Origin of the sequence: Streptomyces varsoviensis, from assembly GCF_000718635.1 — a bacterium.
GTDB classification, from domain to species: domain Bacteria; phylum Actinomycetota; class Actinomycetes; order Streptomycetales; family Streptomycetaceae; genus Streptomyces; species Streptomyces varsoviensis.
Genome location: NZ_JOBF01000004.1, coordinates 20893 through 47762, shown reverse-complemented (window position 1 = coordinate 47762; position 26870 = coordinate 20893). Strand labels below are relative to the sequence as shown.

Here is a 26870-nt window from a genome sequence, read left to right as displayed (position 1 = left end):
GGACTCCAATCACCTTGCAGCACTTACCTGTGGAAGATTAGATTGGGCCCATGCCCCAGGCCCCCACGCGCGAGCAGCGCAGCGTCCGCCGCCACGACCGCGAGATCATCGCGCTCGCCGTGCCCGCCTTCGGCGCACTCGTCGCGGAGCCCCTCTTCGTCATGGTCGACAGCGCCGTCATCGGCCACCTCGGCACCCCCCAACTCGCCGGCCTCGGCGTCGCCGCCGCCCTCCTCACCACCGCCGTCTCGATCTTCGTCTTCCTCGCCTACGCCACCACCGCGGCCGTCGCCCGCCGCGTCGGCGCGGGCGATCTGCCGGCCGCCATCCGCCAGGGCATGGACGGCATCTGGCTCGCCCTCCTCCTCGGCGCCGCCGTCATCGCCATCGTGCTGCCCACCGCCCCCGCCCTCGTCGACCTCTTCGGCGCCTCGCCCACCGCTGCCCCCTACGCCGTCACCTACTTGCGCATCAGCGCCCTCGGCATCCCCGCCATGCTCATCGTCCTCGCCGCCACCGGCGTACTCCGCGGCCTCCAGGACACCCGCACCCCGCTCTATGTGGCCGTCGGCGGCTTCGCGGCCAACGCCGCCCTCAACGCCACCCTCGTCTACGGCGCCGGGCTCGGCATCGCCGGCTCCGCCTGGGGCACCGTCATCGCCCAGTGCGCCATGGCCGCCGTCTACCTCGCCGTCGTCATCCGCGGCGCCCGCCGGCACGGCGCCTCCCTGCGCCCCGACGCCGCCGGCATACGGGCGTGCGCCCAGGCTGGCGCGCCCCTCCTGGTCCGTACGCTCTCCCTGCGCGCCGTCCTGATGATCGCGACCGGCGTCGCCGCCCGGCTCGGCGACGCCGACATCGCCGCCCACCAGATCGTGCTCACCCTGTGGAGCCTGCTCGCCTTCGCGCTGGACGCCATCGCCATCGCCGGCCAGGCCATCATCGGCCGCTACCTCGGCGCCGACGACCCCGACGGCGCCCGCGCCGCCTGCCGCCGCATGGTGCAGTGGGGCGTCGCCGCCGGAGTGGTGCTCGGCGTGCTCGTGGTGGCCGCGCGCCCCCTGTTCATCCCGCTGTTCACCACCGACCCCGCCGTCCACGGCGCACTGCTCCCCGCGCTCCTCGTGGTCGCGCTGACCCAGCCCGTGGCAGGCGTCGTCTTCGTCCTCGACGGCGTCCTCATGGGCGCCGGCGACGGCCCGTACCTCGCCTGGGCGATGCTGGTCGTCCTCGCCGTCTTCGCGCCCGCCGCCCTGCTCGTCCCCACCCTCGGCGGCGGCCTGACCGCCCTGTGGTGGGCCATGGCCCTGATGATGGCCGTCCGCATGGCCACCCTGTGGCTGCGCACCCGCTCCGGCCGCTGGCTCGTCACCGGCGCCGCCCGCTGACGGCCCGGACTCCAGGGCCGGTACGCGCGCCAATACGGGTACGGACGTCCGTACGGGCACGCGCACGGTACGGGCAGGGGCGCGGGCCACGCTCCGTACGCCCCACCACGCCATGCCGCCACCCCCGCTCACGCCCGTACGGACGGACGCAGGCCCCACCGCGCCCGTACCACCCCGCCCGCCCCCCGCCCCAAGGAACGCCAAAGGGCCGCACCCCGCGGGGTGTGGCCCTTCAGTAGCGCTTCAGCGGAGCCGAACGCCATGAAGCAGACGCGAGCGCCATGAGTCAGGCGCGAACGCCATCAATCAAGCGCGAACGCCGTGCATCAGGCGGCGACGACCTCGACGGCCACCTTGGCGGCGACCTCGGCGTGCAGTCGCACGGACACCTGGTGCGAGCCCAGGGTCTTGATCGGCGAGCCCAGCTCGATGCGGCGCTTGTCGACGTCCGGACCGCCGGCGGACTTGATCGCCGTGGCGATGTCGGCCGGGGTGACGGAGCCGAACAGGCGGCCGGCGTCACCCGAACGGGTGGCCAGACGCACGTTCACGCCTTCAAGCTGCGCCTTGACCTCGTTGGCCTGCTCGATCGTCGCGATCTCACGGATCTTGCGACCGCGGCGGATCTGCGCGACGTCCTGCTCGCCACCCTTGGTCCAGCGGATCGCGAAACCGCGCGGGACCAGGTAGTTGCGGGCGTAGCCGTCCTTGACGTCGACGACGTCGCCGGCGGCGCCGAGGCCGGAGACCTCGTGGGTGAGGATGATCTTCATTGGTCGGTCACCCTTCCCTTATCGCGCGGACGAGGTGTAGGGCAGCAGCGCCATCTCACGGCTGTTCTTCACGGCCGTGGCGACGTCACGCTGGTGCTGAGTGCAGTTGCCGGTCACGCGACGGGCACGGATCTTGCCGCGGTCGGAAATGAACTTCCGCAGCATGTTCGTGTCCTTGTAGTCCACGTAAGCGGTCTTGTCCTTGCAGAACGCGCAGACCTTCTTCTTAGGCTTGCGCGGAGGCGGCTTCGCCATTGTCTCTCTCCTGTGTGATCAAGAAGTTTTCTGCCGCCGCCCTCAGAAGGGCGGCTCATCCGAGTAGCCGCCGCCGGAGCCGCCGGTGTTGCCGGAGCCGCCGCCCCAGCCGCCACCGCCGCCCTGCTGGCCGCCGGCCGGAGCACTGGTGGCCCAGGGGTCGTCGGCGGGAGCCCCGCCGCCCTGCTGCTGGCCGCCGCCGGGGCCGCCGCCCCAGCCGCCGCCCTGCTGGCCGCCACCGCCGCCGTAACCGCCCTGGCCGCCACGGCCGGTGGTCTTGGTGACCTTGGCCGTCGCGTTCTTCAGGCTCGGGCCGACCTCTTCGACGTCGAGCTCGTAGACCGTGCGCTTGACGCCCTCACGGTCCTCGTAGGACCGCTGCTTCAGCCGCCCCTGCACGACGACACGCATGCCGCGCTGGAGCGACTCGGCGACGTTCTCCGCCGCCTGCCGCCACACCGAGCACGTGAGGAAGAGGCTCTCGCCGTCCTTCCACTCGTTGGTCTGGCGGTCGAAGGTGCGGGGAGTGGACGCGACACGGAACTTCGCGACCGCCGCACCGGACGGGGTGAAGCGCAGCTCGGGGTCGTCGACGAGATTGCCGACGACCGTGATGACGGTCTCGCCTGCCATGGGTGAACCTCTCGGCGGGTGTGCTGCTGGCTGCTTGCTGCTCGTGGTGATGCAGCCCGATTACCGCTGAACTCAGGTGTCCCGGGGGTTCCGGGGCCCCTGGGGAATTCAGTGGGTCTCGGGACGGAGGACCTTGGTCCGGAGAACCGACTCGTTCAGGTTCATCTGGCGGTCGAGTTCCTTGACGACCGCAGGCTCGGCCTGGAGGTCGATGACCGAGTAGATGCCCTCGGGCTTCTTGTTGATCTCGTACGAGAGACGACGACGGCCCCAGGTGTCGACCTTCTCGACCTTTCCGTTGCCCTCGCGGACGACGGAGAGGAAGTTCTCGATCAGGGGAGAGACAGCGCGCTCCTCCAGATCGGGGTCGAGGATGACCATCACCTCGTAGTGACGCATGTGGAACCCACCTCCTTTGGACTCAGCGGCCACGGTCGTTCCGTGGCAGGAGGGTCGTGATGCGTGAGCAACGGTATCGGCACCCACTGACAACGCCGAAAAACGCTGGGAGGGGGCGGGCCGTGCGGCCGGCCTGCCGAGGGGAACCCGGAAGGCCATGACATGACCGGTCCGACACCGGTGCAGACCGACCAGCGTACCCGTACCCCGCCTTCCGGTTGAAATCCGGCCGCGGAGGCACGCACTCTGGACACATCGGGTGTGACCGGCGCTACAGTGCGCCGCTTTGCCTACAGGAGGTTCCTCATGGCACAGGCAGCACGGCAGAACCACGGCCCCCTCGCCCTCATCAGCACCGCCATCAACAGCGACGGCAAGGCGCATCCCGTCGAGAACGGCCTCGCCGCCGTGACCCTGGTGCTCGGCGCGATCGCCGCCATCACCTCGGCCTTCCACAGCCTCCACCTGGTCAGCTCCTGGACGGGCCTGGTCGGCATCCTCACCGGCGCATGGGGCCAGTTCATCTCGGCCACCACGGGAGAACGGTTCCTGCTGATCATCGGGCTCGGCGCGGCGGCTGTGGGATTCTTCATCGGCATGGCGCACGGCGGGCTCTTCGGCGGCGTGGTCGGCTGACCCCGGCCCGGCACACCCCCGCGGCCGCGCCCGTACGGGCTCCCGGGCCGCGCCCGTACGAGCGGCCGGTACGGGCCGCAGGCCAGGTCCCGTACGCGCGGCCGGTACGAGCGGCATGCACGGGTTCCCAGGTCAGGCCGTACGGGCAACCGCTACGGAGCAGCCGGTACGAGCCTCCAGGTCAGGCCCGCACGGGCAGCCCGGTACGGGCCCGGCGGCCCCGGCCCGTACCGGTAACGGCCGACGGCCCCGGCAGCCCGTACCACCGTGAGCCGGGCCACCACCCGCATACGCCCAAACGGGGCGCTCCCCGGTCGCAGTAGGCTTCGGCGCGAGAGCCGGAGCCCCGCCCCTGGGGACAAACCTGCCGAGGAGCGCCCCGCATGAGCCTGACCCTGAGGACCATCAGCCGAGAACAGCATCTGGCGTACATCCAGAGTCTGCCCTCGGCCAGCCACATGCAGGTTCCGGCATGGGCGGACGTCAAGGCGGAGTGGCGCTCGGAGAGCCTGGGCTGGTTCGACAAGACGGGCGAGCTGGTCGGCGTCGGCCTCGTCCTCTACCGCCAGTTGCCCAAGATCAAGCGCTATCTGGCCTACCTCCCCGAGGGCCCGGTCATCAACTGGTACTCGCCGCACCTGGAGGACTGGCTGCGCCCGATGCTGGCGCATCTCAAGGGGAAGGGCGCCTTCTCGGTGAAGATGGGCCCGCCCGTCATCATCCGGCGCTGGAACGCCACCGCCATCAAGGCCGGCATCGCCGACCCCGATGTCAAGCGGCTGCGCGACATCGAGGCCAGCTTCATCGAGCCGCGCGCCTTCGAGGTCGCCGACAAGCTGCGCCGCATGGGCTGGCAGCAGGGCGAGGACGGCGGCGCGGGCTTCGGCGACGTCCAGCCGCGCTACGTCTACCAGGTGCCGTTGGAGGGCCGCTCCCTCGAAGACGTGCACAAGGGCTTCAACCAGCTCTGGCGCCGCAACATCAAGAAGGCCGAGAAGGCCGGCGTCGAGGTCGTCCAGGGCGGCTACGACGACCTGGCCACCTGGCAGCACCTCTACGAGATCACCGCCGAGCGCGACCACTTCCGGCCGCGCCCCATCGGCTACTTCCAGCGCATGTGGTCCGCCCTGAACACCGAGGACCCCAACCGGATGCGGCTGTACTTCGCCGTGCACGAGGGGGAGGCCGTCGCCGCCGCGACGATGCTGATCGTCGGCGGCCACGTCTGGTACTCCTACGGCGCGTCCGCCAACCACAAGCGCGAGGTCCGGCCGTCGAACGCGATGCAGTGGCGGATGCTGCGCGACGCGTACGCGCTGGGCGCCAGCGTGTACGACCTGCGCGGCATCAGCGACTCGCTGGACGAGACGGACCATCTCTTCGGCCTGATCCAGTTCAAGGTCGGCACGGGCGGGCAGGCTGCCGAATACCTCGGCGAGTGGGACTTCCCGCTCAACAAGCTGCTGCACAAGGCGCTGGACATGTACATGTCGCGGCGCTGACCGTTCTCACCCGTACACCCTGTACACCCGTACGCCCCCGTGCGGACCGCATACGTCCGTACGACCTCACACTCCACCGCAGGCACAGGAAAGGTTCCGGGACCGGCCATGGCGCTCACGCTCTACGTCGACACCGCGCGTTGGCGGGCACACCAGCAGACCGTTCTCCAGCAGTTCCCGGGCATCGTCCCGGTCTGCAAGGGCAACGGCTACGGCTTCGGCCACGAGCGGCTGGCCGACGAGGCCGCGGCGTTCGGCTCCGACATCCTGGCCGTCGGCACGACCTACGAGGCCGCCCGGATCAAGGACTTCTTCAGCGGCGACCTGCTGGTGCTCACCCCCTTCCGGCTCGGCGAGGAGCCCGTGCCGCTGCCGGACCGCGCCATCCGCTCCGTCTCCTCGGTCGAGGGCGTACGCGGCCTGGTCGGCGCCCGCGTCGTCATCGAGGTCATGAGCAGCATGAAGCGCCACGGCATCGGCGAGGAGGACCTGCCCAAGCTGCACGCCGCCATCGAGGACGTACGGCTGGAGGGGTTCGCGATCCACCTGCCGCTGGACCGTACGGACGGCTCCGACGCCGTCGAAGAGGTCATCGGCTGGATGAACCGGCTGCACAACGCCCGGCTGCCGCTGCACACGATGTTCGTCAGCCACCTCAAGGCCGACGAGCTCGCCCGGCTCCAGCAGCAGTTCCCGCAGACCCGCTTCCGGGCCCGGATCGGCACCCGGCTGTGGCTCGGCGACCACGAGGCCACCCAGTACCGCGGCGCGGTCCTCGATGTCACGCACGTCGCCAAGGGCGAACGTTTCGGCTACCGCCAGCAGAAGGCCGCCGCCGACGGCTACCTGGTCGTCGTGGCAGGCGGCACGTCGCACGGCGTCGGCCTGGAGGCCCCTAAGGCGATGCACGGCATGATGCCGCGCGCCAAGGGGGTCGCGCGGGCCGGCCTCGCGACCATGAACCGCAACCTCTCGCCCTTCGTCTGGGCGGGCAAGCAGCGCTGGTTCGCGGAGCCGCCGCACATGCAGGTGTCCATCCTCTTCGTCCCCGGCGACGTCGCGGCCCCCCAGGTCGGCGACGAGCTCGTGGCCCATCTGCGGCACACCACGACCCAGTTCGACCGCCTCGTCGACCGCTGACCTGCCGATCGCCGACCGCACTGCCGAAGGGCCCGAAGCCGCAGCCTCTGCTTCCGAGAGGCGGCTCCGGGCCCTCGCTCTTTGTGTCTCGCTCTGTGTCTCACCCTGCGCGCCACCGCCGCCCCCGCCCCTCGCCCCCCGGTCAACCTTCGACGGGCGACCGTCACTCGATCGGTGAGACCTGCCCGGAATCGGCCCGTCCGGCGCCCCAGCGCACGTAGGGGCCCTCGAAACGCGCGACATCGTGCGTACGGGCCGCGCCGCCGAGGACGAACACGTCGGGGGCCCGGTCCAGAACGCCACCCGACGGGTCGTCCGACCCGTCCTGCCGCACCACGTCCCGTTCCGGCAGCAGCACATCGCGGACCACCACCGCGCACAGGTACGCCGTCCCCAGCAGGTGCAGCACCACGGCCAGTTGGTACCCCTCCATCGGCAGCCCCTGGTGCTTGTCGCCGCCGCTCGTGTACGCGAGGTACATCCAGATCGCCAGGTAGTAGATGACCTCGCAGCCCTGCCAGATCAGGAAGTCCCGCCACTTCGGGCGGGCCAGGGCGGCGAGCGGAATCAGCCACAGCACGTACTGCGGCGAGTAGACCTTGTTGGTGAGCACGAACAGCGCCACCACCAGGAACGCGAGCTGGGCCAGCCGCGGCCGGCGCGGCGCGTACAGGCCGAGCGCCGCTATCGCGAGGCAGCCGATGATCATCAGCAGCGCCGTGTACGTGTTGGCGTTCTCCAGCGTGTCGCCGGTGCGCTGGGAGATGAGCAGCCAGATCGACCCGAAGTCGATGGGCCGGTCCTGGCTGAAGGTGTAGAACCGCGCCCAGCCCTCGCGGATGTGGAAGCCCGACGCGTCGTGCGTGAGCATCACCGGCAGGTTCACGACCAGCCAGGCGACCGCCGCGCCGGCCGCCGTCCGGCCGAAGGCCCGCCAGCGGCCCGCCCGCCAGCACAGGATGAACAGCGGGCCGAGCAGCAGCAGCGGGTAGAGCTTCGCGGCGGTCGCCAGGCCGATGAGAACGCCGGCGGCGAGCGTACGGCCGCGGGACCACTGGAGCATCGCGGCCGCGAGCAGGGCCACGGCGAACAGGTCCCAGTTGATGGTGGCGGTCAGCGCGAGGGCCGGCGAGAGGGCCACCAGGAGGGCGTCCCAGGGGCGTCGGCGGTGCGTACGGGCCACGCAGGTGACGACGACGGCCGCGCAGACCATCAGCAGGCCCGCGTTGACGAGCCAGTAGAGCTGTTCCCGCTGCTGGATCGTGCCGCCGCCCGGCGTCAGCCAGGAGGCGATCTCCATGAACAGCCCCGTCAGGACCGGGTACTCCAGATACCGCATGCCGCCGGAGACCGAGTCGGGGATGCGGTCGAAGTAGGGGACGACGCCCATGTCGAAGCCGCGCCCGCTGAAGAGGTGCGGGATGTCGGAGTAGCAGGCGTGCGTGTACTGCGCGGTGGCGCCGAAGAACCAGCCGGAGTCGTAGCAGGGCAGCTTCTGCACCATGCCGAGCGCGAACATCCCGATCGCCAGCGCGATGATGATCCGCGCCGCGGTCCACCAGCCCCCGCCGAACACCGCGCGCCGGCCGGCCGGACCACCGATGACCTCGCTGCCCGCGGCGGCCACCTCGTCCTCGGCGGTGGGGCGTACGGGCTGGTCCTCTCGCGCGCTCGTCATGCGGGCCATCCTGCCGTACGGGCCTGTGGACAGCGGTGAGGGCCGCCACGCGCGGTGCGTGACGGCCCTCATCGGTCATGGCCGGCGGAGCGGCGGCCCGGGGTCCCGCGGCTAGTCGAAGATGCTGCCCGGTTTGGACGGCGACATCGTCGCGGTGGGATGGCCGCCGGGTCCGGACGTGTCTCCGGGCCCGTTCCCGTCGCCGTTTCCGTCCCCGTTGCCCTTGCACGGCAAGTCCAGCGGGCCGCAGGTATGGGTCGGCGTCGGGGAGTGGGTGGGCGTGTGGGTCGGCGTCGTCGGCGTGCTCGGCGTCGGCGAGTGGGTGGGCGTATGGGTCGGCGTCGGCTTCGTCGTCGGGGTGGACGACGGGGTCGGGCTGGCGCCATCACCGAAGATCTTCTTGCCGATCGGCTGCGGCTTGTCGAAGTCCTCGACGGGCTTGCCCTTCAGCGCCTTGTTCATGTAGTCGGCCCAGATCTCCGCCGGGTACGACGCGCCGTGGATGGTCTTCTGGCCGCCCACGCCGCGCATGGACAGGAACTCCTGGTTCTTCGCGTTGGGGTCGACGCGGAACATGCCGATGGCCGTGGAGAGCTGCGGGGTGTAGCCCGCGAACCAGGCCGAGCGGTTCTCGTCGGTCGTACCGGTCTTGCCCGCCGCCGGCCGGCCGTCGAGCTTCGCCGAGGTGCCGGTGCCGTGCTCGACGACGTTGCGCAGCACATCGGTGACGTTGTTCGCGATGTTCGCGTCGAACGCCTGCGTCGTCTCCTCCTCGTGCTTGTACACGGCCGTGCCGTCCTTCTCGACCTTCTCGACCGAGTACGGCTCGGCCTGCTTGCCCTTGGCCGCGAAGGTGCCGTACGCGCCGGCGAGCCGGATCGCGCTCGGCGCCGACGTGCCGAGGGAGAAGGTGGGGGAGAGCGAGGCGAGCTGGCCCTTGGAGAGCCCCGCCTTGATCGCCTCCTGGCGGACGACGTCGGTGCCGACGTCCATGCCGAGCTGGATGTAGGGCGTGTTCACCGAGAACTGCATCGCGGTCCGGAGGCTGATGGGCCCCCTGTTCTCACCGCCGTCGTTCTTCTGGCGCCACTCCGACCCGTCCTTGTCGTGCCAGATCTGCCCGTTGAAGTCGCGCAGCGTCACCTCGTTGTCGCCGTCGTAGACGCTCTCCGGCGAGACGGGGGTGCGCTCGTCGTCGCCCTGGTCGGCGGATCGGCCCGGATTGCGCTTGCCGTGCTCCATGGCCGCCGCCAGCACGAACGGCTTGAACGTCGAACCGACCTGGACGCCGGTGTCGTCGGCGTTGTTGGTGTAGTGCTTCAGCGCGTCCTCACCGCCGTAGATCGCGATGATCTTGCCCGTGCCCGGCTCCACGGACGCCCCGCCGAACTGCACGTGCTCGTCGACCTTGCGTTCCTTGGGCTTGATGTTCGCCTTGCGTACGTCCTCGACGGACTTCGCCAGCGTATCCACCTTGTCCCGCTGGAAGGTGGTGTGGATCTGGTAACCGCCCTTGTCCAACTGGGCCTTGGTGATCTTGCCCTTGCTGTGCGCGACGATGTAGGCGTCGGCGAGGTCCGTGAGATAGCCGATCTGCCCGGCCCGGTTCGTCGCCGGCTTGGGCCGCTGCGGCTTCGGGAAGCCCTTCGCCAGCCACTTCTGGCGCTCCTCGGGCTTCATCCGCTTGGTCTCGACCTCGCGCCTGAGCGCGAACTGCCAGCGTTCGACGGCCCGCTTGGTGTTCTTCTCGGGCGTCGCCGCCGGCCCCTGGCCGCCCCACGGGTCGTACAGGTTCGGGCCGTTCAGCGTCGCCGCGAGGTACGCGCTCTCGGTCGGCGTCAGGTCCGAGCAGTCCTTGTTGTAGTACGCGCGCGCCGCGGCCTGGATGCCGTACGCGCCGCGCCCGTAATAGGCGGTGTTCAGATACCCGGCGAGGATGTCGTCCTTGCTCGTCCGCAGCCCCACCTTGATGGAGATCAGCAGCTCGGTGGCCTTGCGCTGGAGCGTCTGCTCCTGGTTCAGGTAGGTGTTCTTCACGAACTGCTGGGTGATGGTCGATCCGCTCTGCGTCTCGCCGCCCTGGGCCATCTTCAGGACCGCGCGCGCGATGCCCATCGGGTCGACGCCCGAGTCGCTCTCGAACGAGGCGTTCTCCGCGGCGATCACGGCGTTCTGCATGGACTGGGGGATCTGCGAGAGCGGCACGATCTGCCGGTTCAGCTCACCGCCGCCCGCGACCACCATCGTCTTGCCGTCGGCCCAGTAGTAGACGTTCTTCTGGACCTTCGACGCGGCCTGCGCCGTCGGGATGTCCACCATCAGCAGCGCTATGCCCACCGCGCCCACCATGAGGCCCATGAACCCCAGGCAGGAGGCGGTGACCAGCTTCCAGGACGGCACCCAGCGCCGGAACCCGTACTTGCCCGCCCGCGGGTAGTCGATGAAGCGCTTCTTCACGGGCCCGCTGTCGCCACCGCGGCCGCGGCCCCGCCCGCCGCCGGCCGCGCCGCCGCCCCGACGGCCGCCGCCACGGCCCGAACCGCCGCCCACGGACTCCGAACCCGAGCGTCTGCGGCCGCCGCGCTGGGCCGCGCGCCGGGCGGCGGCCCGGCCGCCGTATGCGGGAGCGTCGCCGCTCGATGCGCCGGCCGACGCGTTGCTCGCTGTGGCGTCGGAGCCGGTGGAACTGTTGCGTGGTGGTGCGGCGCGGCGGCCGGACGACTGTCCGCCCCCACGCCGGGCCGCGGCTCGGCCGCCGCCTTGCGGCTGCGGCGGCTTGCGACGGTGCTCGCTCATGGAACGACTACTCCTCGGGCAGGCGTGATCGCCTGAAAGCGGCAGGTGGCTTCCGGTCCCCCAGATATGCGGGCCGGCCCCCTTGAGCGGCCGGGCGCACTGCATCCAGCACGATGACGCCCCACGGCGTCACTTGGTTCCCGGTGATTTGCATGGCGCACAGACTACGCACGGCCAAAACCCTCCCACTGCGGATCTTCAATCCAATTCCGGCGGCGGGTCCCCGGCGAATCCGGGATGTGACCGCGTTCACCGTGCTCCCCCTTGTCGCACGAGCACGGCCGTTCTATCGTCTGGATGTATCGAGTCGATACATCAGCTCGGCATAAAGGACTCAGCGGACCAGGGAGGCGACGGATGAGCAGACGCTCCGGCATCCTTGAGTTCGCCGTCCTCGGCCTGCTCCGCGAGTCCCCTATGCACGGCTATGAACTGCGGAAGCGCCTCAACACCTCGCTCGGGGTGTTCCGCGCGTTCAGCTACGGCAGCCTCTACCCGTGCCTCAAGACCCTGGTCGCCAACGGATGGTTGATCGAGGAGCCCGGCAGCGCCCTGGAGGACGCCCTCGCGGCATCCCTCGCCGGGCGACGGGCCAAGATCGTCTATCGGCTGACGGCCCAAGGCAAAGAGCACTTCGAGGAGTTGCTCGGACAGTCCGGCCCGGACGCGTGGGAGGACGAGCACTTCGCCGCCCGCTTCGCCTTCTTCGGGCAGACCTCCCGGGACGTCAGGATGCGGGTGCTGGAAGGCCGCCGCAGCCGCCTGGAGGAACGCCTGGAGAAGATGCGCGCCTCTTTGGCCCGCGGCCGCGAGCGGTTGGACGGCTACACCCTCGAACTCCAGCGCCACGGCGTGGAGTCGGTGGAGCGCGAGGTCCGCTGGCTGAACGAATTGATCGAGAGCGAGCGGGCCGGGCGCGACCAGCGCTCCGGCTCCGGCCGCTCCGAGCAGGGCACATCAGGAGATCCGGGCGGCCTGCCCCGGCATCGGGGTGGTTCCCGGCCGGACCCGTCCGACGACACCGCCAAGTAGGCCCAGCACACCGCTGGGCTTCGTCGAGTACTAACAGGGAGCAACCGGAATGGGTTCGGTTCGCGTAGCCATCGTCGGCGTGGGAAACTGCGCCGCCTCGCTGGTCCAGGGCGTCGAGTACTACAAGGCCGCCGACCCGAAGAGCCGCGTGCCGGGTCTGATGCACGTGCAGTTCGGCGACTACCACGTCTCGGACATCGAGTTCGTCGCCGCCTTCGACGTCGACGCCAAGAAGGTCGGCCTCGACCTCGCGGACGCCATCGGCGCCAGCGAGAACAACACCATCAAGATCTGCGACGTGCCGCCCGCCGGCGTCACCGTCCAGCGCGGCCACACCCTCGACGGGCTGGGCAAGTACTACCGCCAGACCATCGAGGAGTCCGAGGCGGCCCCGGTCGACGTCGTCCAGGTCCTCAAGGACCAGCAGGTCGACGTCCTCGTCTGCTACCTGCCCGTCGGCTCCGAGGACGCCGCGAAGTACTACGCCCAGTGCGCCATCGACGCCAAGGTCGCCTTCGTCAACGCCCTCCCGGTCTTCATCGCCGGCACCAAGGAGTGGGCGGACAAGTTCACCGAGGCGGGCGTCGCCATCGTCGGCGACGACATCAAGTCGCAGGTCGGCGCCACGATCACGCACCGCGTGATGGCCAAGCTCTTCGAGGACCGGGGCGTCATCCTGGACCGCACGATGCAGTTGAACGTCGGCGGCAACATGGACTTCAAGAACATGCTGGAGCGTGAGCGCCTGGAGTCCAAGAAGATCTCCAAGACGCAGGCCGTCACCTCGCAGATCCGCGACCGCGAGCTGGGCGAGGACAACGTCCACATCGGCCCCTCGGACTACGTGGCCTGGCTGGACGACCGCAAGTGGGCGTACGTCCGCCTGGAGGGCCGCGCGTTCGGCGACGTCCCGCTGAACCTGGAGTACAAGCTGGAGGTCTGGGACTCCCCGAACTCGGCCGGTGTCATCATCGACGCCCTGCGCGCCGCGAAGATCGCCAAGGACCGCGGCATCGGCGGCCCCATCCTCTCCGCGTCCTCGTACTTCATGAAGTCGCCGCCGGTTCAGTACTTCGACGACGAGGCCCACGCCAACGTCGAGAAGTTCATCAACGGCGAGGTCGACCGCTGAACCGGTCCCTGATCGCCGATCGCCGGTCGGCCGTCGCCTGATCCGCTGGTCCCCGGGCAATGCGCCCGGGGACCAGCGCATTGTGTGAGGCTGTGCACCATGCCCGTTGTGCGTGACCTGCGCGTACTGCTTCAACTACGCGACTTCCGCCGCCTGCTGGCGATACGCCTGCTCTCCCAGTCCGCCGACGGCGTCTACCAAGTAGCGCTCGCCACCTACGTCGTCTTCTCCCCGGAGAAACAGACCTCGCCCGCGGCCATCGCCTCCGCCATGGCCGTTCTGCTGCTGCCGTACTCGCTGCTGGGGCCCTTCGCCGGCGTCCTCCTGGACCGCTGGCGCCGCCGCCAGGTACTGCTCTACGGCAACCTCCTGCGCACCGTCCTCGCGGTCGGCACGGCCGTGCTCATCGTCGCCTCGGTGCCCGACTGGCTCTTCTACGCCTCCGCGCTGTCGGTCACCGCCGTCAACCGCTTCGTCCTCGCCGGGCTCTCGGCCGCCCTGCCGCGCGTCGTCGACAGCCGGGAGCGGCTGGTGATGGCCAACTCCCTCTCCCCGACCGCCGGCACGCTCGCGGCGACGGCGGGCGGCGGCCTCTCCTTCATCGTCCGGCTCGCGGTTCCCGAGGGCGCCTCGTCCGACGCCGTGGTCGTCCTTCTCGGTGCCGCGATCTACCTCTGCGCGGGGCTCACCGCGCTCCGCATGCCGGCCGACCTCCTCGGCCCCGAACCCGCCGAACTCCAGACCCGCATCCGCACCGCCCTGTCGGAGACCTTGGCGGGCCTCGCGGCGGGGCTGCGCCACCTCGTGGAGCGCCGTGTCGCCGCCCGCGCGCTGGTGTCCATGACCCTCATGCGGTTCTGCTACGGAGCCCTGACCGTCATGGTCCTGATGCTGTGCCGGTATGCGTGGGCGAAGAGCGAGGCGGACGGGCTGGCCCTGCTCGGCCTCGCCGTGGGCGTCTCCGGCGCCGGTTTCTTCGCGGCGGCGGTATTCACTCCGTGGGCGGCGAGCCGCCTCGGCCGGTTGGGCTGGATGGCCGTATGCGCCGCCTCCGCGGCCGTACTCGAACCGGCGCTCGGCCTCACCTTCGAGCCCGTGCCGATACTGATCGCCGCCTTCGTCCTCGGCCTCGTCACCCAGGGGGCGAAGATCGCCACCGACACCGTGGTCCAGTCCTCGGTGGACGACGCCTACCGCGGGCGGATCTTCTCCCTCTACGACGTCCTCTTCAACATCGCCTTCGTGGGAGCCGCTGCCGTAGCCGCCCTGATGCTGCCGCCGGACGGCCGGTCGGCCACTCTGGTCGTCACCGTCGCCGCGATCTACGCGGCGACCGCCCTCGCCGTGGCGGCGTCCCGGCGACAGTGAGGCCCGGTGGTTTCCTCCCGTTTCATGTTTCACGTGAAACGAGACCACCGGGCCTCGGGGTCCGAGCCTTGTTTCACGTGAAACAAGGCGTTGCGGCGTTCAGCTCTGCGTCGCCCACCATTCCCTCAGCGCCGCGACCGCCGCATCGTGCTCCATCGGCCCGTTCTCCAGGCGCAGCTCCAGCAGGTGCTTATACGCCCGGCCGATCTGCGGGCCAGGGCCCACTCCGAGGATCTCCATGATCTCGTTGCCGTCCAGGTCCGGCCGGATCGCGTCCAGCTCCTCCTGCTCCTGGAGCTTCGCGATGCGCTCCTCCAGCCCGTCGTACGCGCGCCACAGGGCATTGGCCTTCCGCTTGTTGCGCGTCGTGCAGTCGGACCGCGTCAGCTTGTGCAGCCGGCTCAGCATCGGCCCCGCGTCCCGTACGTACCTGCGCACCGCCGAGTCGGTCCACTCGCCCGTGCCATAGCCGTGGAAGCGCAGGTGCAGCTCCACCAGCTTCGTCACGTCCCGAATCAGGTCGTTGGAGTACTTGAGCTTCGTCATCCGCGACTTGGTCATCTTCGCCCCGACCACCTCGTGGTGGTGAAAAGAGACCCGGCCGTCCTTCTCGAAGCGCCGCGTCTTCGGCTTGCCGATATCGTGCAGCAGCGCGGCGAGCCGCAGCACGAGGTCCGGCCCGTCCTCCTCCAGGTCGATGGCCTGCTCCAGCACCGTCAGAGAATGCTCGTAGACGTCCTTGTGCCGGTGGTGCTCATCGCTCTCCAGCCGCAGCGCCGGCAGCTCGGGGATGACGCGGTCGGCGAGACCCGTGTCCACGAGCAGCTTGAGCCCCTTGCGCGGCTTGGGGGAGAGCAGCAGCTTGTTCAGCTCGTCCCGGACCCGCTCCGCGGAGACGATGTCGATCCGGTCGGCCATCGCCGTCATCGCCTCGACGACCTCGGGCGCCACCTCGAAGTCGAGCTGCGCGGCGAACCTCGCCGCACGCATCATGCGCAGCGGATCGTCGGAGAAGGACTCCTGCGGCGTGCCCGGCGTCCGGAGCACGCGCGCGGCGAGGTCCTCCAGGCCGTTGTGCGGGTCGATGAACTCCTTCTGCGGGAGGGCGACCGCCATCGCGTTCACGGTGAAGTCCCGGCGGACGAGGTCCTCGTCGATGGATTCGCCGTAGGAGACCTCGGGCTTGCGGGACGTACGGTCGTAGGCTTCCGACCGGTACGTCGTGATCTCGATCTGGAAGACCTGATTGTCGCTTCCGCCCCGCTTGTTGCAGCCGACCGTGCCGAAGGCGATCCCGACCTCCCACACGGAGTCCGCCCAGGGCCGGACGATTTTCAGCACCTCGTCGGGCCGCGCGTCCGTCGTGAAGTCCAGATCGTTGCCGAGCCGGCCGAGCAGCGCGTCCCGCACCGATCCGCCGACCAGGGCAAGGGTGAACCCGGCCTCCTGGAAACGTCGGGCAAGATCATCGGCTACGGGCGACACCCGCAAGAGCTCACTCACGGCACGGCGCTGCACCTGGCTGAGCTCATTGGTCGACTGCGGGTAGTGGCTGTCATTGTTGGCGTTCGGCACAACAGAAGAGGGTACGTGGCCGCACGGCCCGGAGCTTCCTCATAAATAGGGCACCAGCCAGCGTAACGATCTTGCGGAGCGGTCCGCAGCACTTCGGCCCCGCAGGGCTCGTTACCATTCGTGGACGCACATCCGACGACCACTGACGACGACTAGGGACGGGCGAGCGCGTGGCCGATGCGGCAGAGTTCCAAGGAACTACTTCCATCCCTGCCCATCAACGGCTCCGACGAACCGCGGCACTGCTCACCGGAATTCTCCTGTTCGTAGCCCTGCTGCAACTCCCCTCCGCCCCCGCCGCCCACGCCGCCGCCATCGGCTCCCGCACCGTCTCCGTCTCGATCGACTCCCTGACCCCCACCACGCCGACGAAGAGCGACACCCTCACCGTCTCCGGCACCGTCACCAACGACGGAAAATCCACGGTCTCCGGCGGCCGCGTCGCCCTCCGCGTCGGGCCCCAGATCAGCGGCCGCAGCGCCATCGACGATGTCGCCAAGCGCACCGGCTTCTCCTTCGGCGCCGACGGCGCCGAGGTCGACGGCAAATACACCAAGAAGATCGAGAAGCTGCCCGCCGGCATCAGCCGCGACTTCAGCATCAAAATCCCGGTGAAGGACCTGAACCTCGGCTCGGACGGCATCTACCAGCTCGGGGTGGCCCTCACCGGTCACAGCTCCACCCAGGCCGAGCAGGTGCTCGGCATACAGCGGACGCTCCTGCCCTGGCAGCCGTCGGCCGTCGACGGCAAGAAGACCAAGCTCACCGTCATGTGGCCGCTCATCTCCACGACCCACCTCACCGCCCGCACGGCATCCGACCCCCAGCAGACGCCGGTCTTCCGCAACGACGATCTCGCGGCCGAGATCGCCCCGGGCGGGCGGCTGCAGCAGCTCGTAGCCCTCGGCAAGAACCTCCCCGTCACCTGGGTCATCGACCCGGACCTGCTCGCCTCCGTCGAGGCCATGACGAAGAACTACTCCGTCGAGCAGCCCGACGGGACGACCGCACCGGGCAAGAGCCAGGCGGTCGCCAAGCAGTGGCTCCACGACCTCCAGGACGCGATCCCCGGGGACCAGGTGATGGCGCTGCCCTTCGCCGACCCCGACCTCGCCTCGCTCGCCCACCGCGGCAAGGACGTCACCGGTTCGCTCAGCCACCTCCAGGCGGCCACCGAACTCGCCGCGACCACCGTCGACACGATCATCGGCGTGAAGCCGCGCACCGACTTCGCCTGGCCCGTGGACGGCGCGATCGACTCCTCCATCGTGGACGTCGCCACCTCCGCCGGCGCCCGCAACGTCATCACCCGCAGCGACAGCCTCCGCGACAGCGACCTCCCCTACGCCCCGACCGCCGCCCGGAAGATCGGCAGCGGCAACACGGCGATCGTCTCCGACGCCCGGCTCTCGACCGCCTTCCAAGGCGACATGGCGAAGGCCGGAAACTCCACGCTCGCCGTGCAGCAGTTCCTCGCCCAGACCCTCATGGTCACCATGCAGGAGCCGCAGAACCAGCGCAGCGTCGTCGTCGCACCCCAGCGCACCCCCACCGCCAGCCAAGCCCAGGCGATGGCCGCGGCCCTCGGCGCACTGTCCGACAACCGCTGGACGCAGCCGGTGGACCTGGGCGACGCCGCGAAGGCCAAGCCCGACCCGGACGCCAACCAGCGCATCCCAGGAGGCGGCTCGTACAGCGGCTCGCTGCGCAAGCAGGAACTGCCGAACAGCGCCTTCCAGGACATAAAGAAGACCCAGAGCACCCTGGACGGCTTCAAGGTCATCCTGACCGCCAAGGACCGCGTGGTCACCCCGTTCGGCAACGCGATCATGCGGGAGATGTCCACCTCGTGGCGGGGCGATCACCGGGCCGCGGAGAACTTCCGGGACTCGTCGGAGCAGTACCTGAACAATCTGAGGGGGCAGGTCCACCTCATCCAGAAATCGGACGCCACCCTCTCCGGACGCAGCGCCACGGTCCCGGTCACCGTGAAGAACGGCCTGCTCCAGGGCATCGACGGGCTGCGGCTCGTCCTCACCTCCCAGCAGCCGAACCGCCTCGACGTAGGCGACCCGAAGCCCATCGCGGTCGAGGGCGGGCACAGCCAGTCCGTAAAATTCGAGACCCGCGCCAACGCGAACGGTCCCGTTAAGGTGACAGCACAGCTCCTCACCGAAGACGGAGAGCCGTACGGCGGCCCGATGTACTTCACCGTGCAGGTCACCTCCATCACCCCGATGGTGCTGCTGGTCATCGCCGTGGGCGTGCTCCTCCTCGTACTGGCAGGCCTCCGCATCTACCTCAAGCGCAAGAAGCGGGGCGCCGCCCGCGACACGGCGGACGGGGACCAGCACGACGGCGGCGAGGACAACGGCGCGGACAGCGACGATCCCGAGCAGCCGGGTGACCCGGCGCCGGACACCGGATCACAAAGCACTGACCCATCCGGATCAGGTGAGAAAGTGGACCGTTGACGAGCAGTAGGGCCGGTCGGCCGACGATGAGGTGGGGTAGCGATGAACGCGCCGTACGACGGTGACCGCGGCCGAGGGCACGGCGGCGATCCGGAACAGCAGTACCCGCCGACGCCCTCGCCTGCCCCGGACCCCTACCTCCAGGACGCCTACACCGCGAACCCGTACCCCGCGCAGGACCCCGCCGCGCAGGACCCGGTGACCGAGGCGCTCTACGACCGCGCCGCGCACCCCCCGCCGCCGCCCGGCCCCTACCAGCACCAGCAGCCGCTCTACCAGCAGCCGGCCGACCCCCAGTACGCCCCCGACCCGAACCTGTGGGCGCCCGCCCCGCCGCCCCAGCCCGAGACCCCCTCCCGTCACCTCCCCTACGGCGACGACGCCACCACGCAGTTCGTCGGCGTCAACGACCCCGCCGGCCCGCCCGGGAACGAGCAGCACCAGCCGGACGCCTTCGCCCACCTCTTCCGCGACCAGCAGCCGTACGAACCCCGCGAACCGCAGTACCGGCAGCCTCACCAGCCCGCGTACCAGTACCCCCAGGAACAGCCCCAGGACCCGCGGCACCAGAACCCGGCGCACTACGACCCGCGGCACCAGCCCCCTCCCGGGACCCCGCCGCCGGGTCCGGCGCCGGACCCGGCCATGGACGCCGCGCCGACACCGGTGCCGCAGCAGGTCCCCCAGATCCCGGAGACCGCGGAGACCCAGCAGATCCAGCAGGTGCCGCGGACCCAGCAGGCCCCGCAGACCCCCGCCAAGGCTTCCTCCGGCGGCGGCAAGGTCGGCAGCATCATGAAGTCCAGCGCCGTCATGGCCGCCGGCACCCTCGTCTCCCGGCTGACCGGCTTCGTCCGCCAATTGGTGATCACCGCGGCGCTCGGCGCAGCCCTCCTCGGCGACACCTACGCCATCGCCATGACCCTGCCGACGATGATCTACATCCTCACCATCGGCGGCGGCCTCAACTCCGTCTTCGTCCCGCAGCTCGTACGCGCCATGAAGGAGGACGACGACGGCGGCGAGGCCTACGCCAACCGCCTCCTGACCCTCGTCATGGTCATCCTCGGCGCCCTCGTCGTCATCTGCGTCTTCGCGGCGCCGCTCCTGATCCGCGTCATGTCAGTGAAGATCGCCGACGACCCGGCGGCCAACGGCGTCGCGGTCACCTTCGCCCGCTACTGCCTGCCCACCATCTTCTTCATGGGCGTCCACGTCGTCATGGGCCAGATCCTCAACGCCCGCGGCCGATTCGGCGCCATGATGTGGACCCCCGTCCTCAACAACATCGTCGTGATCTTCACCTTCGGGATGTTCATCTGGGTGTACGGCACCCACAGCACCTCCCACCTGACCGAATCGACGATCACGCCGGAGGGCCTGCGCCTCCTCGGCATCGGCACGCTCCTCGGACTCACCGTCCAGTCCCTGGCGATGCTCCCCTACCTGCGCGACGCCGGATTCAAGTTCCGCCCGCGCTTCGACTGGCGCGGCCACGGCCTCGGCAAGGCCGCCAAGCTCGCCAAGTGGACGTTCCTCTTCGTCCTCGCCAACCAGGCCGGACTCCTCGTCGTCACCCAGCTCGCCACCTGGGCCGGCGACGACGCCGCGAAGGCGGGCTTCCCCGGCACCGGCATCCTCGGCTACAACAACGCCCTGCTCATCTGGCAGATGCCGCAGGCCATCATCACCGTCTCCGTCATGGCGGCCCTGCTGCCCCGCATCTCGCGCTCCGCACACGACGGAGACCCCGGCGCCGTCCGCGACGACATCTCCCAGGGCCTGCGCACCTCCGCCGTCGCCATCGTGCCGATCGCCTTCGGCTTCCTCGCCCTCGGCGTCCCGATGTGCACCCTGATGTTCTCCTCGTCCGGCACGGACGGCGCACGGTCCATGGGCTTCATCCTCATGGCCTTCGGCCTGGGCCTCATCCCGTTCTCCGTGCAGTACGTCGTCCTCCGCGGCTTCTACGCCTACGAAGACACCCGCACCCCCTTCTACAACACGGTGATCGTCGCCTCGTCCAACGCCCTCGCCTCGGCCCTCTGCTTCCTCGTCCTCCCCTCCCGCTGGGCCGTCGTCGGCATGGCCGCCTCCTACGGCCTGGCCTACGCCATCGGCGTCGGGGTGGCCTGGAACCGTCTGCGCAACCGGTTGGGCGGAGACCTGGACGGCGCCCACGTCATCCGTACGTACGCACGCCTGGCCGGCGCCAGCATTCCCGCCGCCCTCCTCGCCGGCGGCGTCGGATACGGAATCACCCAGACCGTGGGAAGCGGCGCCCTCGGATCCCTCGTAGCCTTGCTGGGCGGCGGAATCGTCCTCATCGCCGTCTTCTACGTCGCCGCGAAGCGAATGCGCATCGAAGAACTGACCGCGATGGTCGGCATGGTCCGCGGCCGGTTGGGCCGATGACCCGAACACAACCCTCACCCACTACCGCGTGTCGTGCTTAGCACCGGACTGTGGGCACAATTGTCCTGGCTGTGGAGAGCGTGCAACGGATGGGGAGGCAGGAACGACGGTGGCTGAACGGAGCACGGCTGCCGTCGACGTGACCGCCAACAGCGGCGAAAAGTCGCTGACCGCCAAGGCGGAGAAGGTCACGGCCGACGGGGCGAAGGCCGAGAACAAGGCCGACGCGCACAAAGACACAGAGCGCGCAGAGAACAAGAACGCCGCGCCCGAAGCACAATCCCCCGAGCTGCACAGCGGCCATAAACTCGCCAGACGCTACCGCCTCGAAGAGTGCGTCACCCGTCTGGACGGATTCAGTAGCTGGCGTGCGGTCGACGAGAAACTGCGCCGAGCCGTCGGCGTCCACCTGCTGCCCGCGGACCACCCGAGAGCACGCCCGGTCCTCGCCGCCGCCCGCTCGGCCGCACTCCTCGGCGACCCGCGCTTCGTCCAGGTCCTCGACGCCGTCGAGGAGAACGACCTCGTCTACGTCGTCCACGAATGGCTGCCGGACGCCACCGAGCTCACCGCCATCCTGGCCGCCCGGCCGCTGGAACCGCACGACGCCTACCAGCTCGTCAGCCAGGTCTCCCAGGCCATGACCGCCGCTCACCGCGAGGGCCTGGCGCACCTGCGCCTGAACCCCGGCTCCGTACTGCGCACGGAGACCGGCCAGTACCGCATCCGCGGCCTCGCGGTCATGGCCGCCCTGCGCGGCATCACCTCCGAGAACCCCCAGCGCACGGACACCGAAGCGATCGGCGCGCTCCTCTACGCCGCTCTCACCCAGCGCTGGCCCTACGAGAACGACGCCCACGGCCTCTCCGGGCTCCCCAAGGGCGTCGGCCTCATCGCCCCCGACCAGGTCCGCGCGGGCATCCACCGCGGCCTGTCCGATCTCACGATGCGCGCCCTCGTCAACGACGGCGCCACCGCCTCGCGCCAGGAACAGCCCTGCACCACCCCGGAGGAGCTCGCCAAGGCGGTCGCCGCGATGCCCCGCATCCGGCCGCCGGAGCCCAGCTTCGCCACCCCTCCGTCGTACCAGCGGACCACCTACCAGCAGGGCGCGTACGGCCAGCCGCCCCGAGCCGGCCGGCCCGCCGCACCCCCCACCCCGCCACCGCCACCACCTCTCCAAAGCCGCACCGGCAAGGCCCTCAAGTGGAGCGTCTCCGCGCTGCTCATCGCGGCACTGGGCCTGGGGAGCTGGCAGCTCGCCGACACGCTCCTCAAGGATGAGCACGACAAGGACAACCCACCCAGCTCTCAGTCGGGACACAGCAACACCGACAAGAAGCCCGTGATCAAACCGCTGCCCATCAGCGGCGCCACGGAGTTCTCCCCGTTGGACGGTCCCACGGGCAAGAACCCGCAGAACGCCGTTGACGGAGACCCGGGCACAGCCTGGATCACGGGGCAGTTCTTCGGGTGGGCGGAGTTCGGCAATCGGTCGAATCGCAAGGATGGCAGCGGCATCGTCGTGGACCTCGGGAGCGTAAAGAACGTCTCCGACGTGCACGTCGACATGTACCGTCCGGGCCAGACCACAGAGATCCTGGCGGCCGACCCGTCCGCGTCCGGCAACCCCAGCACGCTCTCCGACTTCCCGCAGCGCGTCAGCAAGTCGGAGAAGGCGGGCTCCTCGATGGACACGAAGCTCAAGAAACCGGTCCGCACCCGGTATCTGCTGATTCACGTCACGGCGCTGCCGCCCGACGGGACGGGTTCGGGAACCCAGACCGGTTACCGGGGCGGGATCGCGGAGATCAAGGTCAAGGGGAGCTGACCGAAGCGGTCGGCACCAAGGGGAGGGGGCTCGACGTTGGACGACGTCAGACACGACGCCACAAGCGACGCCGAGCTTCTGGCCCTGCACATCAAGGGCGACCCCGACGCCTTCGGCGAGATCGTCAGACGCCATCGCGACAGACTCTGGGCGGTAGCCCTGCGCACCCTGGGAGACCGGGAAGAGGCCGCGGACGCCGTCCAGGACGCTCTGGTCTCCGCCTACCGGGCCGCGCACAGCTTCCGCGGCCAGTCAGCCGTCACGACGTGGCTGCACCGCATCACCGTCAACGCGTGCCTCGACCGGGCCCGCAAAGCCGCCTCCCGCCGCACCTCGCCAGTGGCCGACACCGAGCGGCTTGAGCAACTGCTGGAGCCCGAGGAGTCGGCCTCCGTGCCCGCGGAGCGCAGCGACCTCCACCGCGAACTGCTCGGGGCGCTCGCGACCCTGCCGCCCGATCAGCGCGCCGCCCTCGTCCTCGTCGACATGCAGGGATACCCCGTGGCTGAGGCCGCCAAGATGCTGGACGTGCCAGTCGGCACGGTGAAAAGCCGGTGCGCGCGGGGACGCGCACGTCTGCTCCCCATGGTCACCCATCTGCACCCGAGTAGCAGGGATAGCGCGCCCCCGGGCGGGGGAAGGAACCGGACGCCGGGGACAGCCGTCCCACCACCGGCAGGGCCGAACGATGCTGATCCCGTGAAGGGCGGAGGTGGGCGAGCGTGACATCCACGACCGACACGGACGAGCACCCGGAGGTCGCTGAGATCTCCGCGCTCAGCGAGGGCATCCTGCCGCCGGACCGCACGGCCGACGTGCGGCAGCACCTCGCGGACTGCGAGCTGTGCGAGGACGTCCGCGCCTCCCTGGATGAGATCCGCAACGTGCTCGGCACCCTGCCCGGCCCCGTGCGCATGCCCGACGACGTCGCCGGCCGCATCGACGCGGCGCTCGCCGCCGAAGCGCTCCTCGACGCCACGGCACCCGCCGATGGTGCTTCCGTTTCACGTGAAACCGCCTCCCACCGTGAAACCGCCTATTCGGCCGCTTCGGCTGCCGATCATGTTTCACGTGAAACCGCGCACGTTCCCTCGCTGGCTGCCGACCGCCCCATCGGTCACTCACGGGCGGCGACCGGACCCGGCCGACCGGGCCAGAAGACCGGGGCCGACCGGCGCACGCAGAGGCGCCGCTGGCCGAAGGCCCTGCTCGGCACGGCGTGCGCCGCGGCCGTCCTCACCGTGGGGGGACTTCTCGTCCAGTCCGGGCTCGGTGACGACACGAACGACTCGTCCTCGAATTCGGTGAAGGAAGGCCAAGGGGACAGCTCCGGCCTCTCCTCGGCCACCCTTGAATCCCATGTGCAGGATCTGCTGGCGGCCCGGAAACCGGCTGAGTCCCGCAGCATGAGCGCTCAGAACTCCCCCCAGACGACCCTGCAGGACAACGGCACCACCGCGCCCTCCTGCGTACGGGAAGGGACCGGTCGCTCCGACCCGCCGCTCGCGGCACATCAGGAGACCTACGAGGGTCAGGACGTCTATCTCCTCATCCTTCCGCACGAGGGGGATAACCAGCGTGTGGACGCCTACATCGTCGCGTCCTCCTGTACCGGCGCTCCCTCTCCCACACCGGGGGAAGTCCTGCTGAACCGCACATACGCTCGCGGCTGAGCGCACCATGTTGCGCTGCGGTCTCCGGGGAATGCTCGCGCCGTAGTATCCGTTGGGTGGGGTGAGACCCAACAGGGCCCCAGACAACAGTCGGCAGAGACAAGGAAGACACCCGTGAGCGACGTCCGCAACGTGATCATCATCGGCTCCGGGCCTGCGGGCTACACGGCCGCGCTCTACACCGCCCGCGCCTCCCTGAAGCCGTTGGTCTTCGAGGGCGCCGTCACCGCCGGCGGTGCGCTGATGAACACCACCGACGTGGAGAACTTCCCCGGCTTCCGCGACGGGATCATGGGCCCGGACCTCATGGACAACATGCGCGCCCAGGCCGAGCGCTTCGGTGCCGAGCTGGTCCCGGACGACGTGATCGCCGTCGACCTCAGCGGAGAGATCAAGACCGTCACCGACTCCGCGGGCACCGTTCACCGTGCCAAGGCCGTCATCGTCACCACCGGCTCCCAGCACCGCAAGCTGGGCCTGCCCCGTGAGGACGAGCTGTCCGGCCGCGGTGTCTCCTGGTGCGCCACCTGCGACGGGTTCTTCTTCAAGGACCAGGACATCGCCGTGATCGGCGGCGGTGACACCGCGATGGAGGAGGCGACCTTCCTCTCCCGTTTCGCGAAGTCCGTCACCATCGTGCACCGCCGTGACACGCTGCGCGCCAGCAAGGCCATGCAGGAGCGCGCCTTCGCCGACCCGAAGATCAAGTTCGTCTGGGACAGCGAGGTCGCCGAGATCCACGGTGAGAACAAGCTCTCTCACCTGACCCTGCGCAACCTGAAGTCCGGCGAGACCTCCGAGCTGCCCGTGACCGGTCTGTTCATCGCCATCGGCCACGACCCGCGCACCGAGCTCTTCAAGGGTCAGCTCAAGCTGGATGACGAGGGGTACCTCATGGTGGAGGCGCCCTCCACCCACACGAACCTCTCCGGCGTCTTCGCCGCGGGCGACGTCGTGGACCACACGTACCGCCAGGCCATCACGGCCGCCGGCACCGGCTGCTCCGCGGCGCTGGATGCCGAGCGCCACCTCGCCGCGCTGAGCGACAGCGAGAAGGTGCCGGAGCCCGAGAAGACCGCCTGACCTCATCCAGCCCACCCACCCCACCGCCCCACCACCTAAGGAGTTCGCCATGGCCGGCGCCCTCAAGTCCGTAACCGACGCCACCTTCGAAGAGGACGTCCTGAAGAACGACAAGCCCGTGCTCGTCGACTTCTGGGCTGCCTGGTGCGGCCCGTGCCGCCAGATCGCCCCCTCCCTTGAGGCGATCGCTGCCGAGCACGGCGACAAGATCGAGATCGTCAAGCTGAACATCGACGAGAACCCCGGCACGGCCGCCAAGTACGGCGTCATGTCGATCCCGACCCTGAACGTCTACCAGGGTGGCGAGGTCGCCAAGACGATCGTCGGCGCCAAGCCGAAGGCCGCGATCGAGCGCGACCTGTCGGAGTTCATCGCCTGACACTCTCGCTGTTTCACGTGAAACAGCAGCCGCGTGGGCCCGCCCCGATTTCAGGGCGGGCCCACGCGCGTGTGAACGCGGCCTAAAGCGGCCGCAGCGCTGGTTCCTTCTGGACCGCGCCGAGCAACCGGTCCAAGGCCATCTCGACGTCTTCCTTCCAGGAGATCGTCGTCCGCAGCTCCAGCCTCAGCCGCGGATAGCGGGGGTGCGGGCGCACGGTCTTGAAGCCCACCGCGAGCAGATGGTCGGCAGGCAGCACGCAGCCCGGCTCCTTCCAGTTCGCGTCGCCGAACGCCTCGATCGCCTTCACCCCGCGCCGGATCAGATCCTTGGCGACGGTCTGCACCATCACGCGGCCCAGCCCCTGACCCTGGTACCCCGGCGTCAGCCACGCCGTCATCAACTGCACCGCGTCCGCGGAGACGGGGCTGGTGGGGAAGGCGGTGGAGCGCGGTACGTACGCCGGCGGGGCGTAGAGCACAAAGCCCACCGGCACATCATCGACGTAGACGACTCGTCCGCAGGAGCCCCACTCCAGCAGGACCGCGGAGATCCACGCTTCCTTCTCCAGCTCCGGGCGGCCGGCCTTTACCGCGGCTTCGCCGCTGACGGGGTCCAGCTCCCAGAAGACACAGGCGCGGCAGCGCTTGGGCAGGTCCGGGAGGTTGTCGAGTGTGAGCGGTACAAGCCGACGCCCCATGAAGCCAG

General features: G+C 69.8%; 22 protein-coding genes. 14 read left to right on the top strand and 8 right to left on the bottom strand.

The annotated features are described in order from the left end of the window. Positions 1-50 precede the first annotated feature (50 nt). On the top strand, positions 51-1388 hold the full coding sequence (locus IF55_RS09000) for an MATE family efflux transporter (protein WP_030882229.1): 1338 nt from the start codon (positions 51-53) through the stop codon (positions 1386-1388). Between the two features lie 326 nt (positions 1389-1714). On the opposite strand, the gene rplI is transcribed toward IF55_RS09000, so the two are convergent. From rplI to rpsF, 4 genes are all read right to left on the bottom strand, one after another. Further along, the gene (gene rplI, locus IF55_RS08995; RefSeq protein WP_030882227.1) at positions 1715-2161 is read right to left on the bottom strand and encodes a 50S ribosomal protein L9; all 447 of its coding nucleotides are present in this window, start codon (positions 2159-2161) and stop codon (positions 1715-1717) included. Between the two features lie 18 nt (positions 2162-2179). After that, positions 2180-2416 (bottom strand): 30S ribosomal protein S18, encoded by a 237-nt coding sequence (rpsR, locus tag IF55_RS08990; protein ID WP_004950692.1) that lies wholly within the window; start codon positions 2414-2416, stop codon positions 2180-2182. 42 nt (positions 2417-2458) lie between these two features. After that, on the bottom strand, positions 2459-3049 hold the full coding sequence (locus IF55_RS08985) for a single-stranded DNA-binding protein (RefSeq protein WP_030882223.1): 591 nt from the start codon (positions 3047-3049) through the stop codon (positions 2459-2461). Between the two features lie 108 nt (positions 3050-3157). Continuing rightward, complete coding sequence (gene rpsF / locus IF55_RS08980; protein WP_003978891.1) at positions 3158-3448, bottom strand: 30S ribosomal protein S6; 291 nt, start codon at positions 3446-3448, stop codon at positions 3158-3160. 306 nt (positions 3449-3754) lie between these two features. On the opposite strand from rpsF, the gene IF55_RS08975 reads away from it, so the two are divergent. The 3 genes from IF55_RS08975 to IF55_RS08965 all read left to right on the top strand — a co-directional run bounded on the left by IF55_RS08975 (position 3755) and on the right by IF55_RS08965 (position 6726). Beyond that, positions 3755-4084, top strand: coding sequence for a hypothetical protein (locus IF55_RS08975; protein WP_030882220.1), 330 nt, complete (start codon positions 3755-3757; stop codon positions 4082-4084). Between the two features lie 383 nt (positions 4085-4467). Next, complete coding sequence (locus IF55_RS08970; protein WP_030882218.1) at positions 4468-5586, top strand: lipid II:glycine glycyltransferase FemX; 1119 nt, start codon at positions 4468-4470, stop codon at positions 5584-5586. 108 nt (positions 5587-5694) lie between these two features. Then, entirely contained in the window at positions 5695-6726 is a 1032-nt protein-coding gene (locus IF55_RS08965) for an alanine racemase (protein WP_030882214.1), read from the top strand. Positions 6727-6889: 163 nt separating this feature from the next. Here the strand turns inward: IF55_RS08965 and IF55_RS08960 are convergent, their stop codons facing one another. Both IF55_RS08960 and IF55_RS08955 read right to left on the bottom strand, forming a co-directional pair. Further along, the gene (locus tag IF55_RS08960) at positions 6890-8404 is read right to left on the bottom strand and encodes a glycosyltransferase family 87 protein (RefSeq protein ID WP_030882212.1); all 1515 of its coding nucleotides are present in this window, start codon (positions 8402-8404) and stop codon (positions 6890-6892) included. Positions 8405-8515: 111 nt separating this feature from the next. Further along, positions 8516-11200: a transglycosylase domain-containing protein gene (locus IF55_RS08955; RefSeq protein ID WP_030882209.1), complete on the bottom strand. Its 2685-nt coding sequence runs from the start codon at positions 11198-11200 to the stop codon at positions 8516-8518. A 357-nt stretch (positions 11201-11557) separates the two neighbouring features. Between IF55_RS08955 and IF55_RS08950 the strand changes: the two genes are divergently transcribed. The 3 genes from IF55_RS08950 (at position 11558) to IF55_RS08940 (ending at position 14732) form a co-directional block, all read left to right on the top strand. Next, on the top strand, positions 11558-12232 hold the full coding sequence (locus tag IF55_RS08950; RefSeq protein WP_030882207.1) for a PadR family transcriptional regulator: 675 nt from the start codon (positions 11558-11560) through the stop codon (positions 12230-12232). Positions 12233-12281: 49 nt separating this feature from the next. Beyond that, positions 12282-13364 carry an inositol-3-phosphate synthase gene (locus IF55_RS08945; RefSeq protein ID WP_030882204.1) on the top strand — a complete coding sequence of 361 codons (1083 nt, stop codon included), beginning with the start codon at positions 12282-12284 and terminating at the stop codon, positions 13362-13364. A 99-nt stretch (positions 13365-13463) separates the two neighbouring features. Next, positions 13464-14732: an MFS transporter gene (locus IF55_RS08940; protein WP_030882200.1), complete on the top strand. Its 1269-nt coding sequence runs from the start codon at positions 13464-13466 to the stop codon at positions 14730-14732. 99 nt (positions 14733-14831) lie between these two features. Here IF55_RS08940 and IF55_RS08935 read toward each other — a convergent pair whose 3' ends face one another. Then, a complete protein-coding gene (locus IF55_RS08935; RefSeq protein WP_030882197.1) occupies positions 14832-16307 on the bottom strand; it encodes a CCA tRNA nucleotidyltransferase in 1476 nt (491 codons plus the stop codon). Positions 16308-16477: 170 nt separating this feature from the next. Between IF55_RS08935 and IF55_RS08930 the strand changes: the two genes are divergently transcribed. The 7 genes from IF55_RS08930 to trxA all read left to right on the top strand — a co-directional run bounded on the left by IF55_RS08930 (position 16478) and on the right by trxA (position 26162). Then, complete coding sequence (locus IF55_RS08930; protein WP_030882195.1) at positions 16478-18781, top strand: DUF6049 family protein; 2304 nt, start codon at positions 16478-16480, stop codon at positions 18779-18781. Between the two features lie 42 nt (positions 18782-18823). Beyond that, positions 18824-21196 (top strand): murein biosynthesis integral membrane protein MurJ, encoded by a 2373-nt coding sequence (gene murJ, locus IF55_RS08925; RefSeq protein WP_030882193.1) that lies wholly within the window; start codon positions 18824-18826, stop codon positions 21194-21196. Between the two features lie 109 nt (positions 21197-21305). Continuing rightward, entirely contained in the window at positions 21306-23027 is a 1722-nt protein-coding gene (locus IF55_RS08920; protein ID WP_030882190.1) for a protein kinase family protein, read from the top strand. Between the two features lie 36 nt (positions 23028-23063). Beyond that, entirely contained in the window at positions 23064-23753 is a 690-nt protein-coding gene (gene sigM / locus IF55_RS08915) for an RNA polymerase sigma factor SigM (RefSeq protein ID WP_030882188.1), read from the top strand. Then, a complete protein-coding gene (locus tag IF55_RS08910; RefSeq protein WP_030882185.1) occupies positions 23750-24700 on the top strand; it encodes an anti-sigma factor in 951 nt (316 codons plus the stop codon). The genes sigM and IF55_RS08910 overlap by 4 nt, the downstream gene beginning before the upstream one ends. Positions 24701-24814: 114 nt before the next feature. Next, complete coding sequence (gene trxB, locus IF55_RS08905) at positions 24815-25783, top strand: thioredoxin-disulfide reductase (RefSeq protein ID WP_030882183.1); 969 nt, start codon at positions 24815-24817, stop codon at positions 25781-25783. Positions 25784-25832: 49 nt separating this feature from the next. Continuing rightward, the gene (gene trxA, locus IF55_RS08900; protein WP_030882180.1) at positions 25833-26162 is read left to right on the top strand and encodes a thioredoxin; all 330 of its coding nucleotides are present in this window, start codon (positions 25833-25835) and stop codon (positions 26160-26162) included. Between the two features lie 82 nt (positions 26163-26244). On the opposite strand, the gene IF55_RS08895 is transcribed toward trxA, so the two are convergent. Further along, positions 26245-26862 carry a GNAT family N-acetyltransferase gene (locus IF55_RS08895; protein ID WP_030882178.1) on the bottom strand — a complete coding sequence of 206 codons (618 nt, stop codon included), beginning with the start codon at positions 26860-26862 and terminating at the stop codon, positions 26245-26247. Between the last annotated feature and the right edge of the window lie 8 nt (positions 26863-26870).